This window comes from Variovorax sp. FG153, from assembly GCF_057809595.1.
On record NZ_JBMDKG010000047.1, the window covers coordinates 22691 to 37440 of the forward strand.

A 14750-nucleotide genomic window follows, 5' to 3' on the forward strand; every position below is an offset into this window, starting at 1 on the left:
GCCCGGGCCCGGCCGCTAGCGGCGCGCGGGCGCGTGCAGCGCGCCGTGCACGTGCCCCGCGTGCTGGCCGAAGCCCTCGGGCTCGAGCGCGGCCGCGTCGAGCTCCTGGATGATCCCGCAGGGCTGGGCCGCATCGGCGCCGCCGCATTGCCGGCGCAGCGCCTTCAGCTGCTTCTCGAGCGTGCGCAGCTCGGCGATGCGCGCCGCCACATGGCCGATGTGGTCGTCGAGCAGCTGGTTGACCTCGCCGCAGTCCTCCTGCGGCGCATCGCGGAATTTCAGCAGGCTGCGGATCTCGTCGAGCGTCATGTCGAGCGAGCGGCAGCGGCGCACGAAGCCCAGGCGCTGCGCATGGTCCTCGCCGTAGATGCGGTAGTTGCCCTCGGTGCGCGCGGGCGCGGGCAGCAGGCCTTCGCGCTCGTAGTAGCGGATGGTCTCGACGGGCGTGTTCGCGGCCTTGGCCAGGTCACCGATTTTCATGATGCGGCAGATGGAAGGCTGGCGAGGAGGGCGGGCCGGGTGGGCCGGCGAAGCCCCGCCAGCGGGTGGGGGCACTGCGTTTGACTCTACACCTGCTTCAGGGTTTTCAATCGAGCCCATGACGAACCAGAACACGCTCGACAGGGATATCCGGACCGCCGGCGCGCACGGCCACGACCACGGCCATGCGCACGATCACGGCCATGCGCCCGCGGCCGCGCCGCCGGCGCACGACGCCTGCTGCAGCCACACGGGCTGCGGCTCGGCCTCGGTGTCGGCCTTCGTGTCGGCGCCGGAGGCGGCCGACCTGCCCAAGGGCGCGACGCTGTTCCGCATTCCCACCATGGACTGCGCGGTCGAGGAGTCCGAGATCCGCCGCGCGCTCGAGCCCGTGGCCGGCATCGGCGCGCTGCGCTTCCGGCTCGGCGAACGCACGATGGCGATCACCGCCGACGAAGCCGCGCTGGCCGAGGCCCTGGCGGCGATCCGCAAGGCCGGCTTCAAGCCCGAACCGGTGGCCGCGCCCGCGCCGGGCGCGGCGCGCGCCATCGAGCCCGCGGGCTGGAAGAGCGCCGGCCTCGCGCGCCTGGTCGCGGCGCTGGTGCTCGCCATCGGCGCCGAGTCCATCTCCTTCCTCGCGCTCGAGGGCAAGGGCTTCATGGCCTTCGAGATGGGACTCGCGCTCGCGGCCATCGCGCTCGCGGGGCTCGACACCTACAAGAAGGGCTTCGCGGCGCTGGTGCGCGGCCGGCTCAACATCAATGCGCTGATGGCGGTGGCCGTGACCGGCGCCTTCTTCATCGGCCAGTGGCCCGAGGCCGCGATGGTGATGGCGCTCTATGCGATCGCCGAGCTGATCGAGGCACGCGCCGTGGATCGCGCGCGCAACGCGATCCAGAGCCTGCTGGCGCTGGCGCCCGAGCAGGCCGAGGTGCGCCAGCCCGATGGCGGCTGGCAGACCGTGGCCGCGAGCGAGGTGCCGCTGGGCGTGGTGGTGCGCATCCGCCCGGGCGAGCGCGTGGCGCTCGACGGCGTGGTCACGGCCGGCAGCAGCGCGATCGACCAGGCGCCGGTCACGGGCGAGAGCATCCCGGTCGACAAGACCGTGGGCGACACCGTCTTCGCCGGCACCATCAACCAGACCGCGGGGCTCGAGTTCCGCGTCACCGCGGTGGCCGCCAACACCACGCTGGCGCGCATCATCCACGCGGTGGAGGAGGCGCAGGGCACGCGCGCGCCCACGCAGCGCTTCGTCGACCGCTTCGCCGCGATCTACACGCCGGCCGTGTTCGCGCTCGCGCTGGCCATCGCGCTGCTCACGCCCTGGCTCATGGACTGGACCTGGCTGCAGGCGATCTACAAGGCGCTGGTGCTGCTGGTCATCGCCTGCCCCTGCGCGCTGGTGATCTCCACGCCGGTGACGGTGGTGAGCGCGCTGGCCTCGGCCGCGCGGCGCGGCATCCTGATCAAGGGCGGCACCTACCTCGAGGAGGCGCGCAAGCTCAAGGCGGTGGCGCTCGACAAGACCGGCACCATCACCGAGGGCAAGCCCAGGCTGGTCGAGTCCGAGGTGCTCGGCGCCACGGCCGGCGGCGACGCGGCCGTGCTCGCCATCGCGGCCAGCATCGCGGGGCGCTCCGACCACCCGGTGTCCAGGGCCATCGCCGAGGGGCTGAAGTCGGTCGACCATGCGCTCGAGGAAGTGCAGGACTTCGCGGCGCTGCCGGGCCGCGGCGTGGAAGCCGTGCACGGCGGCCAACGCTACGCGCTGGCCAACCACCGGCTGATCGAGGAACGCGGCCTCTGCACGCCCGCGATCGAGGCCGCGCTGAAGCGCCACGAGGAAGCCGGCCGCACCGTCACCCTGCTGGCCTCGCCGCAGGCGGTGCTCGCGCTGTTCGCCGTGGCCGACACCATCAAGCCCTCGTCGCAGGCGGCCGTGGCCGAACTGCGCGCGCTCGGCGTGGTGCCCGTGATGCTGACCGGCGACAACGCCGCCACCGCCCGGACCATCGGCGCGCATGCCGGCATCGAGGACGTGCGCGGCAACCTGCTGCCCGAGGAGAAGCTCGATGCCGTGAAGGCGATGCAGCAGCGCTACGGCATGGCCGCCATGACCGGCGACGGCATCAACGACGCGCCCGCGCTCGCGCAGGCCGACATCGGCTTCGCGATGGGCGGCGCCGGCACCGACACCTCGATGGAGGCGGCCGACGTGGTCATCATGAACGACGACCTGCGCCGCATTCCCGAGACCATCCGGCTGTCGCGCCGCGCGCATGCGGTGCTGTGGCAGAACATCACGCTGGCGCTCGGCATCAAGGGCGTGTTCTTCGTGCTCGCGGTGTTCGGCAGCGCGACCATGTGGATGGCCGTGTTCGCCGACATGGGCGCGAGCCTGCTGGTGGTGGCGAACGGGCTGCGCCTGATGCGCGCCGAGAGGAACGGCGCCTGAGCTACCAGCGCGCGGCCCAGCGCTCGAGCGGCACGCGCGCCGCGTTGCAGAGGTAGCTCACCGCGTGGTACCAGCCCGCGAGCATCATCAGCTCGAGACACTGCGCGTGGTCCCAGTGCCCGCCGAGGGCATGCCACAGCGCATCGTCGATGTGGCCCGTGTCGTGCAACTGGTCGACCATGCGCAGCAGCAGGGCGTCGCGCGGCTGCAGTGGGGACAGGTCCGCGTCGCGCCCGGCGGTCGCCCGCCGCTCGGCCTCGCCGAGGCCGGCCGCGTCGGCGAAGCCACTCCAGTGCACGCCCCATTCGTACTCGGCACCGCAACGCGCGCACACGCGCAGGATCACGAGCTCGCGCTCGCGCAGCGAGATCGAGGCCTTGCGGCCCAGGAAGTGGCGGCCCAGCTCCAGCGTGCGCTCGGCGAGCCGGGGATTCACGGCCAGCACCCGGAACAGCGCCAGCACCTCGGGGGCCTGCGGTGGCGTCATGCGCGCGAGCAGTTCGGCGATGCCTTCGGGGTAGGGCGCCTCGAGCGGCGGGATGCGGGGCGCGGTCTCTGCAGTCATGGGGGCTCCTTGCATAGAATGGCTTGAAGTCGCTACGGAATCCGTAGCGATGATCCAGTCTATCGCTACGAAATGCGTAGCGAAGTAACGCACGCGACTCGCCCCCGACCATGCAAGAGAACGATCCCGCCGAAGCCCCCGCGGCGCACCGCCGTCCCGTCATGCGGCTGCTCGAGCAGCTCGGCCGCAAGGGCACCCTGCGCGTGCTGTGGGAGCTGCGCGACGGCCAGCCGCAGAGCTTTCGCGCGCTGCGCACCAGTTGCGGCGAGATGTCGCCCTCGGTGCTCAACGACCGCCTCAAGGAGCTGCGCGCCACCGGGATCGTGGCGCTGGGCGACGCGGGCTATGCGCTGACCGAGTCGGGCGCCGAGCTGGTGCGGCGGCTGAAGCCGCTCAACCAGTGGGCCGACCGCTGGTTCGTCCCATGACTTAGGGCACTTCCGAGCACCGGGGGCGGTCCCCAGAATCGTCCCGATGACCAGCGCCGCAGCCCGCGACCCGAACGGCGAGCCCCTCGACCGTGCCCTCGCGCAGCGCGTGCTGCGCGAGCACCTGGGTTCGTTCTACGGCTCGCGCAACGTCTCGGTCGCCACCCACATCGGCTTCGCCATCGCGCTCGGCGTCGCCACCTTCGAGCGCAGCTCGGTCGCCGCGCTGTCGTGGCTGGGACTGGTGGTCGCCACCGATCTCGCGGTGCTGCTGGCGCCGCGCTGGCATGCCGGCATCCCCGATGCCATGAGCGCGGCCTGGGCCCGCCGCTATGCCGCGCAGGTCACGCTGCTGAGCCTCGTCGCGGCCCCCGTGCCGGCCTTCTTCATGGCGCCCGACGACCTGGTGACGACCACGCTGCTGGTGGTGGTCATCATGAGCGGCTGGACCCGCTCGATGCAGTCGCTGTGCTCGCTCAAGCCCGCGCTGTACGGCTACGGCATCCCGATGATGGCGGGGCTGGTGCTCGCGCTGGCCTGGCAGGGCGACGGCGTGCACCTGTTCCTCGCGGTGTTCGGCGCGGTGCACCTGGTGCTCACCCTGCGCATCGCGACGCGCCAGCACCGCGTGCTCGACGAGGCGCTGCGGCTGCGCTTCCGCAACGAGGTGCTGGCCGCGCGGCTGGGCGAGCAGGTGGTGGCCACCGAGCGCGCGAGCCAGGAGAAGAGCCGCTTCCTCGGCACCGCGAGCCACGACCTGCGCCAGCCGCTGCATGCGATCGCGCTGTTCGGCGCGGCGCTCGAGAACGAGCTGCGCCACCGTCCCGAAGGCCGCAACGCCGAGCGGCTGATGCGCGCGGTGCATGCGCTGGGCCATTCGCTCGACACCATGCTCGACGTGTCGCGGCTCGATGCCGGCGTGGTCGCGCCGGTGCTCGACGCGGTGCCGCTCGATGCGATGTTCCTCACGCTCAACCACACCTTCTCGGCCCAGGCCGAGCAGCGCCAGCTGCAGCTGCGCGTGCGCGCCAGCGGCCTGTGGGTGCGCAGCGATCCGCAACTGCTGCACCGCATGCTGTCGAACCTGATGGACAACGCGCTCAAGTACACCTGGCGCGGCGGGGTGTCGGTGATCGCGCGCGAGCGCGGCGAAGTGGTGTGGATCGAGGTGCGCGACACCGGCATCGGCATCGCGCCCGAGCAGTCGGGCCGGATCTTCGAGGAGTTCTACCAGATCGACAACCCCGGCCGCGACCGCTCGCGCGGGCTGGGCATCGGGCTGGCGATCGTGCAGCGGCTCTCTCGCCTGCTCGGCCATCCGGTGCAGATGCATTCGCGCCTGGGCCGGGGCACGCACGTGCGCGTGGTGGTGCCCGCCGCGCCGGCGCGCGACGAGGCCTGCGCGCCCGCCGTCGCGGCCGCGCCGCCATGGCGCCAGTCCTTCACGCCCGCGCCTTCGTTCGGGCCGCGCGCGCCGATGCCGCGCATCGAACCGATGCCGCGCCGCGTGCTGCTGGTCGACGACGAGGCCGACATCCGCGATGCCATGACCGGCCTGCTGCGCCAGCACGCGATCGACCTGCATGCGGTGGCCGACGAGGCCGCCGCCGCGCAGGCGCTGGCGCGCGCCGGCGCCGAGGGCCGGCCCTACGACCTGCTGTTGTGCGACTACCGGCTGGCCGACGGCTCCGACGGCCTCGACGCCGGGCTGCGGTTGCGCCGGAGCCAGGGCGGCCGGTTGCCGCTGCTGCTGGTGACCGGCGAGACCGCGCCGCCGCGGCTGCAGCGCGTACGCGAGTCGGGCGTGCCGGTGCTGTTCAAGCCGGTGGTCGAGGAGTCGCTGCTGCGCGCCATGGCCGCGCTGTGGACCGAGGCCGGACGCGGCGGGACTTAACATCCGCCGATGTCCACCACGACGCTGCTGCTGCAACTCATCGTCATCCTCGGCACGGCCCGCGTCTGCGGCTGGGTACTGCGCCATCTCGGCCAACCGGGCGTGGTCGGCGAGATGGCCGCCGGCCTGATGCTGGGTCCCGCCGTCATGGGCGCGCTGTTCCCCTCGCTGCATGGCCAGATCTTCGCCAGGGAGTCGCTCGGCGGCCTGTCGGCGCTCGCCACCGTGGGCCTGGTGCTGTTCATGTTCGTGGTCGGCCTCGAGCTGCGCGCCTCCCAGGGCGTGAAGGCGCAGCTCAAGTCGGCCGGCTGGGTCGGCATCGCCAGCGTGGTCGCGCCGCTGGGCCTGGGCCTGGCGATCGCGCCCGCGCTGCATCCTTCGCTGGCACCGGCCGGCGTGGGCTTCTGGCCCTTCGCGCTGTTCATCGCGGCGGCGCTGTCGATCACCGCGTTCCCGGTGATGGCGCGCATCCTCAAGGACCGCGGCCTGACGCGCACCCCCTTCGGCCAGCTCTCGCTGGGCGCGGCCGCGGTGGTCGACGTCTTCGCCTGGGTGCTGCTGGCCTTCGTGGTGGCGCTGGCCGGCGCGGGCGAGGGCTACCTCGGGCTGCTGCGCACCGGCGGCGGCGCGGTGGCGCTGTTCGCCTTCCTGTTCCTCGGCCTGAAGCCGGCCTATGCCTGGCTGCTGCGCACCCGCGCGCCCGACGGCGAGCCCTCGACCACGGTGCTGGCCTCGCTGATGATCGGCCTGCTGGTCTCGGCCCTGCTCACCGAATGGCTGCACCTGCACGCGGTGTTCGGCGCCTTCCTGTTCGGTGCCTGCCTGCCGCGCGACGACCGCCTGCTGCGTTCGCTGCAGGAGCGCATCGAGCCGCTGTCGATCGTGCTGCTGATGCCGCTGTTCTTCGCGCTCGCGGGACTGGGCACCACGGCCAGCGCCTTCTCGGGCGCCGGCATCGGCGCGCTGCTGCTGATCGTCGCGGTCGCCAGCGTCGGCAAGCTGGCCGGCGGCGCGATCGGCGCGCGCCTGGCCGGCTACGGCTGGCGCGACAGCCTGGCGACCGGCGCGCTGATGAACGCGCGCGGACTGATGGAACTGATCGTCATCAAGATCGGCCTCGACGTCGGCCTGATCGGCCCCGAGCTCTTCACCATGCTGCTGGTGATGGCGCTGGCGACCACGGCGATGACGGGGCCGCTGATCAACCTCGTGATGGGGCGCGAGGCGCGCGCGGCCGAGGCGGCGCGCGTGGAGTCCTAGCGCGGCGTCATCGACGGCGCCGCGGCCGCCGCCTGCGCGCGCAACTGCAGCGCCGCTTCCAGCCGCATCCGTTCCTCGGGCGTGAAGAGCTGCTGCTTCATTTGCTCGAGCGACTGCGCATCGGCCTTGGTCGATTGCAGCGCCGCGTACTGCGCGAGCCGCCCCTGCCAGTCGCGCTCCTCGCGGTCGAGCTGCGCGAGCTGCTGCGCGGCCGGCGCGCCGTACTGCGCGCTGCGCTCGGCGAAGCGTTCCTGGTCGCTGGCGCCGCGCGCCTCGAGCGCCGCGGTCTGCGAGGCCACCTGGAGCTGGGCCACGGTCTGGGCGCGCTGGGCGCGCTGCGTCTCGCCGAGACTGCGCTCGTTGTCCTCGAGCGCGGCCTGGCGCTGCGCGGGCGTGAGACCGGTGTTGCGCTCGATCTCGAGCCGCGCGAGGCTGTAGCGGTCGAAGTCGTCGTCGGCACCGAACAGCGCCTGGTATTCGTCGGGCATGAAGTGCTGTTCGCGCACCCGGCGGCGCGCCTCGACCGTGTCGCGCAGCGCGCGCGGATCGCCGAGGTCGGCCGGCAGCTGCAGCGCGCCGAGCGCCACGCGGTAGTCGACGTAGCGGCCCAGCAGCGCCCGGGCGCGCGCCGCCTCGTGCGGCGCGAAGTGCGCGGGCACCAGCGCCTCGACGCGGCGCTTGAGGTCCTCGGGGCTCGCGGCCTCGCCGGCCTCGAGCAGCAGCGCCTCGATGCGGTCGCGCAGGTTCGGCGTGAGGAAGCTGTCGGCAATGGCGGAGGGCGCGGCGGGCGCGATGGCCGCGGGTGCCCGCGGCAAGGGCGCGAGACCGGCCGACGCGGCCTCGCCCGTGCGCGCCTCGCTTTCCGCCGGGCCCGACATGCCGAACCACCAGCCGCCGAGCGCCACCACCGCGGCCGCGGCCAGAACCAGGGGCCAGCGGCGCGTCACAGGCCGATCTGCTTGAGGCGGGTGGCGTGCTGGCGGTACAGCGCGACCGGGTCGGGAGCGAGCCAGTCGCGCACGCCGAGCAGCTGGTTCACCTCGTCGAGGTGGTTCTGGCGGTAGTCGCCCAGGTGCTTGCCCAGCCGCGAGGAGCACACGGCCACCAGCCCGTCGTTGGTCTCGCCGAAGCTCAGGCTCAGCAGGCCGAGCGAAGCGTCGCTGGGGTCGAGCAGGTTGGTCACGGGCTGCTTGCCGGTCCACGAGTAATAGCGCACGCCGTCGACCACCTCGGCGCCGTCGCCGCAGCCCGTGGGCACGGCCTGCGGGAAGCGGCGCGTGAAGTCGGCCGAGCCGGCCGCGGTCAGCGAGTTCAGCGCGGCCACCGGCATCTGCGGCAGCCCGGTGCCGCCCGAACCGAGGTTGATGAGCGCGACGAAGGCATTCACCGCGCCGTTGAGCACGCTCTCGCCGAGCGAGCCGGCCGGCACGGTGCCGCGCAGGATGTCGGCCACGCGCGAGCCCTTGTTCGGACCGGCCACCGAGGTCACCGAGGCCACCAGCTGCGGCGCTACGCCCGCCACGTAGCGGATGGTCGGGCCGCCATGCGAATGGCCCACCAGGTTGACCTTGGCGGCCCCGGTGATCGCCATGATGTTCTTCACCTGCGCGAGCAGTTGCTCGCCGCGCACCTCGGTGCTGTTGGCGGCCGACACCTGCGCCACGAACACGCGCGCGCCGCTGCGCTGCAGCGCCGAGGGAATGCCGTACCAGTAGTCGACGCCGAACAGCGAATCGAAACCGAACAGGCCGTGCACGAGCACGATGGGGTACCTGGTCTGGGTGGCGGTGTCCTGCGCCTGCGCGGGCGCCGCGATGCCCAGAAGGCTCAGGGGGCCCAGCAGGGCGAAGACCGTGGAAAGCGCCAGGCGGCGCAGCAGGCCACCGAAAAATCCATTCATGCTCATCTCCTTGGGTGCCGGTTAATAAAACGAACGTCCGTGCTTTTTATTGAGGGCGGATTCTTGGGGGCGCGGCGCCTGCGCCGTATCGGGATAAACCCGGCTTGGCCGACGAAAGGTACGCGCAGTTCCGCGAAAGAAGCCCAAAGTTCTCGGGCGTTGCGTGTGCGATGAAGAAGAAAGGCGTCAGCGGCCGAAGGCGGCCGAACGCCCGCGCGTCACGGTTGCGTTGGCACCGTGAAGCCGATGCGCGTCGTGCCGTCCTGGCTGGCCGCGAACACGCGCCCGCCATGCATGCGCGCGATGGCCTCGACAATCGACAGGCCCAGCCCATGGTGGCGGGCCGAGCCGTCGCGCGCCGGGGCCGCGCGGTAGAAGCGCTCGAACAGCCGCGGCAGCACCTCGGGCGCAATGGCGGTGCCGCTGTTGACGAGCACCAGCGCGATCGCGTCGCGCTGGCTGCCCGGGCCGCTGTCGGGGCCGATCTCGATCGCGACGGTCGATCCCGGCGCCGCGAAGCGGATGGCATTGCCCAGCAGGTTCGACAGCGCGCGGCGCACCAGCGCCGCATCGACGTCGACCCTGGCATCGCCTTCGACGCGCGCCTGCAGCCCGGCCTCCTCGAGCATCGCGTCGTGGAAGTCGATCACGTCCACCGCCTGCGCCGCCAGGCTCACGGTCGCGCGCGAGCGCGTCGCGCCGCCGCGCTCGGCCTGCGAGAGGAACAGCATGTCGGTCACGATGCCCGAGAGGCGGCCGATCTCCTCGAGGTTGGAGGCCAGCACCGCCTGCAGCTCCTCGTTGCCGCGCGGCCGGGTCAGCGCGAGCTCGGTCGAGCCGATCAGGTTGGCCAGCGGCGTGCGCAGCTCGTGCGCCACGTCGGCGTTGAAGGACTCGAGCTGCACGTAGGCGCGCTGCACGCGCAACAGCAGTGCGTTGAACTGCGTGATCCAGGGTTGCAGTTCCTCGGCGAAGGCCAGCGCGTCGATCGGCTCGTTGGGCCGGTCGGGCGCCATCGCCGCGGTGCGCTCGGCTAGCGCCTTCAGCGGCCGCAAGCCGCGCCGCACCAGCCAGAAGCCGGTCAGCGAGACCAGCGCCGTGCCCAGCAGCACCGCGCCCAGCAGGGTCCAGGCCAGGCGCTCGAGCAGGCGCGCGTCGTTGGCCACGCTGATGCCGATCGAGACCGTGAGCGGCGCGGCCTGCGCGCCCGGCGCGCGCCACGGCATGCGCAGGTCGCTGCGCACCCAGCGCCCGCCGGCCGGCGGCGCGGAGCGGAAGATGGTGTCGCCCGTGGCCGTGACGATCGAGAGGCTGAACTCGTCCTCCATCGAGAAGAAGTCCTCGAGCTTGTGCCGCAGGGTCGAGAGATCGCCGGCCTTTTCGCTCTCGGCCAGCAGGTGCTGCACCAGCTCGGCCTTGTGCGCGATCTCGGTGTCCTGCTTGGCGCCGAAGTTCCAGGCCGTGACGAGGTAGACCGCGAGACACACCACGCTCAGGCCGAAGAAGGTCTGGGCCGCGAACCAGAGCGACAGCCGGCGGCGTATGGAGGGGGCGCGCATGCTCGCCGGGAGAGGGACGGGAGACCGGGCCCTCAGGCCCAGGAGCGGTCTTCGAGCACGTAGCCCATGCCGCGCACCGTGTGCAGCAGCTTCACCTCGAAGGGATCGTCGATCTTGCCGCGCAACCGGCGGATCGCCACCTCGACCACGTTGGTGTCGCTGTCGAAGTTCATGTCCCACACCTGCTCGGCCAGCGTGGTGCGCGACAGGATCTGGCCGCGCCGGCGCAGCAGCACCGTCAGCAGCATGAATTCCTTCGAGGTCAGGTCGACGCGCTTGCGCGCGCGCTGGCACTTGCGGCTCGCGAGGTCGAGCTCGAGGTCGGCCAGACGCAACACGGTGGCGTCTTGGGCCTGGCCGCGGCGCAGCAGGGCCTGGATGCGCGCGAGCAGTTCCGAGAACGAGAAGGGCTTGACCAGGTAGTCGTCGGCGCCCTGCTGCAGGCCGTTCACGCGGTCCTCGACCTTGTCGCGCGCGGTCAGCACCAGCACCGGGACGTTCTTGGTGCGGCGTATCGCCTTGAGCACCGCGAATCCATCGATGCCCGGGAGCATCACGTCGAGCAGGATCAGGCCGTAGTCGCCCTCGGTGGCCAGGTAGCGGCCCTCGATGCCGTCGCGCGCGATGTCGACGACGTAACCGTTCTCCTCCAGGCCTTTCTTGAGGTAGTCGCCCAGCTTGGGCTCGTCCTCGATCACAAGAATTCGCATCGCCGGATGGTAATGAAACAGGGGCTCCGCGGGGGGTTACAAATTCGTAATCCGTCTGACGGACAAAGCCCTTTCGAGGCGTCGTACATTGCGCTGCACCCGCGTTCCGTGGGGTCTTGAGAGGCCCGGCAACGCAGGTGCCGTCGATATACTCCCGCTCCCATGCGCCGCTGGCTGTTGATCTTCCTGGTGTTCCTGCTTCCGCTCCAGTACAGCTGGGCGATGTCGGCCGCCTATTGCGCGCACGAACAGGACGCGCAGACGCAGCACTGGGGCCACCACGAGCATCCGGGCAACGCGGCCGAGGATCGCAGCCACGCCGACGCGGGTACGTCGAAGGACGCCGGCAACGTGCCGAATCCCGCGATCGGCGACTGTGCCCTGTGCCACTTCGGTCATGCGCAGCATGCCGTGGCGGCGCCCGCCGAAGTGCCCGGCATCGCCTTCGTTCCGCAGGGCCCGCGCGCCGTGCTCGCCGAGTCCTTCGACTCCCACATCCCCGAAGTGCCCGTGCGCCCCGCATGGACTCTCGCCGCCTGATCCGGCGAGAGCAAGCCTTCCTTCCCTTTCCGCACTGACACCGTTCATGCACTGAGCTCTCGCCGGATTTTCCCGTTCGTTGTTTCGCAACCCAGGAGAATCCGATGCGCACGCTCTTCGTGCCGCTGGCCGTGTTGGCCTTGGCGGTACCCCCGGTCTTCGCCCAGCCTTCGCTGCCCACGCAGCAGGCCGCGACCGGCACTTCCACTTCTGCTGCCTCATCGCAGGCCTCCGCCAGCCTCGAGCCCGCGGGCCCGCTGACCCTGCGCAGCGCGCTCGCGCTGGCGTTCCAGGCCAACCCGGGCCTGTTCGCGGCCCGGCGCGAGCGCGAGGCCACCGATGGCGCGCTGGTGCAGGCCGGCGCCTGGCCCAATCCCACGCTCGACGTGACGCTCGAGGACACGCGGCGCGACAACCGCACCACCACCGTCCAGCTGAGCCAGCCGATCGAGCTCGGCGGCAAGCGCGCGGCGCGCGTGAGCGCGGCCGAACGCGCGCGCGACCAGGCCGAGTCCGCGCTCGCGGCCAAGCGCGCCGAACTGCGCGCCACCGCGATCACGCTGTTCTTCGAGGTGCTGTCGGCGCAGGAACGGCTGCGGCTGGCGCAGGACTCGGTGGGCCTCGCGCAGGCGGCCACGCGCGCCGCGGCCAACCGCGTGGCGGCCGGCAAGGTCTCGCCGCTCGAGGAAACCCGCTCGCGCGTGGCCGAGGCCGGCATCCGCGTCGAGCTGATGCAGGCCGAGGGCACCCTGCGCACGGCGCGCCAGCAGCTCGCGGCGCTGTGGGGCAATCCGGCGCCGCGCTTCACGCAGGTCGAAGGCGCGGTCGATGGCCTGCCGCAGCCGATGAGCGAGCAGGAGGTGGCGCTGCGCCGTGCCGAGGCACCGGCGTTGCGCCAGGCGCGGCTCGAGGTCGAGCGCCGGCGCGCGCTGTCCGAGCTGGAGCGTGCCAAGCGCATTCCCGACGTGACCGTGTCGCTGGGCGCCAAGCGCGTACCGGCTTCCGAAGGCGAGGGCGGCACCGGCGGTTCGCGCCGTGACCAGGTGGTGCTGGGCCTGTCGGTGCCGCTGCCGATCTTCGACACCAACCGCGGCAACCTCGCCGAGGCCCTGAGCCGCGAGGAGAAGGCGCGCGACGAACTCGCGGCCGCCGAACTGCAGCTCGGCGCCGACCTGGCCCAGGCGGGCGAGCGGCTGCGCTCGGCGCGCGCCACCGCCGAGACCCTGCAGCGCGACGCGCTGCCCGGCGCGGCCGAGGCCTGGCGCGCGGCCACCAAGGGCTTCGAGCTCGGCAAGTTCAGCTTCCTCGAGGCGCTCGATGCGCAGCGCACGCTGTTCCAGGTGCGCGCGCAGTACCTGCTGGCACTGGCCGAGGCGCACCGCGCCGCGGGCGAGCTCGACCGGCTGCTCGGCACCGAGGGCCTGTCCGACGACCTCGCCACCCCGGCCCCCGTGGCCGCCATTCCCGCCGCCACCCCCCATTCCGCTGTCACCCGCTGAGGTTTCCCATGAGCATCGAACAAGAACGCAAGAACGCCGCGCCCGCCGTGGGCCGCAAGCAATGGATCGCGATCGCCGTCGTACTGGCCGCGGGGCTGGTCGTCGGCGCGCTGATCCTGCGCACCGGAGGACCGTCGAAGCCCGCCGGCGGCCACGCCGAGTCGGCCGCGCATGCCGACGAGGAGCACCACGAGAGCGGCAAGGAGGCCGCCGGCCATGGCCATGACCACGAGGAGGCGAAGGGCCATGCCGATGGCGAGCACCACGAGGAGGAGGGCAAGGGCGAGAAGAAGGCCGCGGCCGGCGACGACGGCCACGGGCACGGGGCCAAGGAGGAGGCCAAGGGCGAAGCAAAAGGCGAAGCGAAGGGCGAGACCAAGGCCGAACCCAAGGCCGCCGCCGGCGGGCACGAGGGCGAGGACCGCAGGATCGCCTTCACCGAGGCCCAGATCAAGGCCGCCGGCGTGGCGATCGAGACCACCGGCCCCGCGAACATCCGCACCGCGCTGCAACTGCCGGGCGAGATCCGCTTCAACGAGGACCGCACGGCGCACGTGGTGCCGCGCGTGCCGGGCGTGGTCGACAGCGTGCCCGCCAACCTCGGGCAGGAGGTCCGGCGCGGCCAGGTGCTGGCGGTGATCTCGAGCCCGGCGCTGTCGGAGCAGCGCAGCGAGCTGCAGTCGGCGCAGCGCCGGCTCGAGCTGGCGCGCAGCACCTATGAGCGCGAAAAGAAGCTGTGGGAGGAGAAGATCTCGCCGCAGCAGGACTACCTGCAGGCGCAGCAGGCGATGCAGGAGGCGCAGATCGCGGTCGCCAACGCCAACCAGAAGCTGCTGGCGCTCGGCGCCGTGCCGGGCTCGGGCGGCGGCGCGCTGGGCCGCTACGAGCTGCGCGCGCCCTTCGACGGGCTGGTGGTCGAGAAGCACATCTCGCTCGGCGAATCGGTGAAGGAAGACGCCAACGTCTTCACCGTCTCCGACCTGTCCACCGTCTGGGCCGAGATCAGCGTGCCCGCGCAGCACCTGCCGCTGGTGCGCACCGGCGAGACGGTCAACATCCGTTCCACCGCCTTCGACCAGGTGGCGCAGGGCAAGGTCTCGTACGTGGGCGCGCTGCTCGGCGCGCAGACGCGCACCGCGACCGCGCGCGTGACGCTCAACAACCCGCAGCGCGTGTGGCGCCCGGGGCTGTTCGTCAACGTCGAGCTGGTGGCCTCCGAGCTGCAGGCGCCGGTCACGGTGTCGGCCGAGGCGGTGCAGAGCGTGGAGGACAAGCCCACCGTGTTCCTGCGCGTGCCCGGCGGCTTCATGCCGCAGGCCGTGCAGACCGGTCGCAGCGACGGAAAGCGCATCGAGATCACGGGCGGCCTGAAGCCGGGCCAGGCCTATGCCGCCGCGGGCAGCTTCGTCGTCAAGTCGCAGCAGGGCAAGGCCTCTGCGACCCACACCCACTGAGGACGC

General features: G+C 72.2%; 13 protein-coding genes. 7 read left to right on the top strand and 6 right to left on the bottom strand.

Annotated elements, in window-relative coordinates; genetic code table 11:
- Positions 1 to 15 precede the first annotated feature (15 nt).
- Positions 16 to 480 (bottom strand): Cd(II)/Pb(II)-responsive transcriptional regulator, encoded by a 465-nt coding sequence (gene cadR, locus ACODT0_RS34015; protein WP_057594856.1) that lies wholly within the window; start codon positions 478 to 480, stop codon positions 16 to 18.
- A 118-nt stretch (positions 481 to 598) separates the two neighbouring features.
- Between cadR and ACODT0_RS34020 the strand changes: the two genes are divergently transcribed.
- Complete coding sequence (locus ACODT0_RS34020) at positions 599 to 2935, top strand: heavy metal translocating P-type ATPase (RefSeq protein WP_489043282.1); 2337 nt, start codon at positions 599 to 601, stop codon at positions 2933 to 2935.
- A 1-nt stretch (position 2936) separates the two neighbouring features.
- Here ACODT0_RS34020 and ACODT0_RS34025 read toward each other — a convergent pair whose 3' ends face one another.
- Positions 2937 to 3500: a carboxymuconolactone decarboxylase family protein gene (locus ACODT0_RS34025; protein ID WP_489043283.1), complete on the bottom strand. Its 564-nt coding sequence runs from the start codon at positions 3498 to 3500 to the stop codon at positions 2937 to 2939.
- Positions 3501 to 3610: 110 nt separating this feature from the next.
- Between ACODT0_RS34025 and ACODT0_RS34030 the strand changes: the two genes are divergently transcribed.
- The 3 genes from ACODT0_RS34030 to ACODT0_RS34040 are packed head-to-tail and all read left to right on the top strand — an operon-like array spanning position 3611 to position 7082.
- Positions 3611 to 3928 (top strand): winged helix-turn-helix transcriptional regulator, encoded by a 318-nt coding sequence (locus tag ACODT0_RS34030; protein WP_057594853.1) that lies wholly within the window; start codon positions 3611 to 3613, stop codon positions 3926 to 3928.
- A gap of 46 nt (positions 3929 to 3974) precedes the next feature.
- Entirely contained in the window at positions 3975 to 5822 is a 1848-nt protein-coding gene (locus tag ACODT0_RS34035) for an ATP-binding response regulator (RefSeq protein WP_413762908.1), read from the top strand.
- 9 nt (positions 5823 to 5831) lie between these two features.
- Positions 5832 to 7082 carry a cation:proton antiporter domain-containing protein gene (locus tag ACODT0_RS34040; protein ID WP_422096481.1) on the top strand — a complete coding sequence of 417 codons (1251 nt, stop codon included), beginning with the start codon at positions 5832 to 5834 and terminating at the stop codon, positions 7080 to 7082.
- Here the strand turns inward: ACODT0_RS34040 and ACODT0_RS34045 are convergent.
- The 4 genes from ACODT0_RS34045 to ACODT0_RS34060 all read right to left on the bottom strand — a co-directional run bounded on the left by ACODT0_RS34045 (position 7079) and on the right by ACODT0_RS34060 (position 11251).
- Complete coding sequence (locus ACODT0_RS34045) at positions 7079 to 8029, bottom strand: lipase secretion chaperone (protein WP_489043284.1); 951 nt, start codon at positions 8027 to 8029, stop codon at positions 7079 to 7081. The genes ACODT0_RS34040 and ACODT0_RS34045 overlap by 4 nt on opposite strands.
- Positions 8026 to 8982, bottom strand: a complete 957-nt coding sequence (locus ACODT0_RS34050) for an esterase/lipase family protein (protein ID WP_057594879.1) — start codon at positions 8980 to 8982, stop codon at positions 8026 to 8028. The genes ACODT0_RS34045 and ACODT0_RS34050 overlap by 4 nt, the downstream gene beginning before the upstream one ends.
- Before the next feature lie 218 nt (positions 8983 to 9200).
- Positions 9201 to 10541, bottom strand: coding sequence for a heavy metal sensor histidine kinase (locus ACODT0_RS34055; protein ID WP_489043285.1), 1341 nt, complete (start codon positions 10539 to 10541; stop codon positions 9201 to 9203).
- Positions 10542 to 10573: 32 nt separating this feature from the next.
- Entirely contained in the window at positions 10574 to 11251 is a 678-nt protein-coding gene (locus tag ACODT0_RS34060) for a heavy metal response regulator transcription factor (protein ID WP_057594849.1), read from the bottom strand.
- Between the two features lie 162 nt (positions 11252 to 11413).
- On the opposite strand from ACODT0_RS34060, the gene czcI reads away from it, so the two are divergent.
- The 3 genes from czcI to ACODT0_RS34075 all read left to right on the top strand — a co-directional run bounded on the left by czcI (position 11414) and on the right by ACODT0_RS34075 (position 14744).
- The gene (czcI, locus tag ACODT0_RS34065) at positions 11414 to 11791 is read left to right on the top strand and encodes a cation efflux protein, CzcI family (protein ID WP_057594848.1); all 378 of its coding nucleotides are present in this window, start codon (positions 11414 to 11416) and stop codon (positions 11789 to 11791) included.
- Between the two features lie 104 nt (positions 11792 to 11895).
- The gene (locus ACODT0_RS34070) at positions 11896 to 13290 is read left to right on the top strand and encodes a TolC family protein (protein ID WP_489043286.1); all 1395 of its coding nucleotides are present in this window, start codon (positions 11896 to 11898) and stop codon (positions 13288 to 13290) included.
- A gap of 8 nt (positions 13291 to 13298) precedes the next feature.
- The gene (locus tag ACODT0_RS34075; RefSeq protein ID WP_489043287.1) at positions 13299 to 14744 is read left to right on the top strand and encodes an efflux RND transporter periplasmic adaptor subunit; all 1446 of its coding nucleotides are present in this window, start codon (positions 13299 to 13301) and stop codon (positions 14742 to 14744) included.
- Positions 14745 to 14750 lie beyond the last annotated feature (6 nt).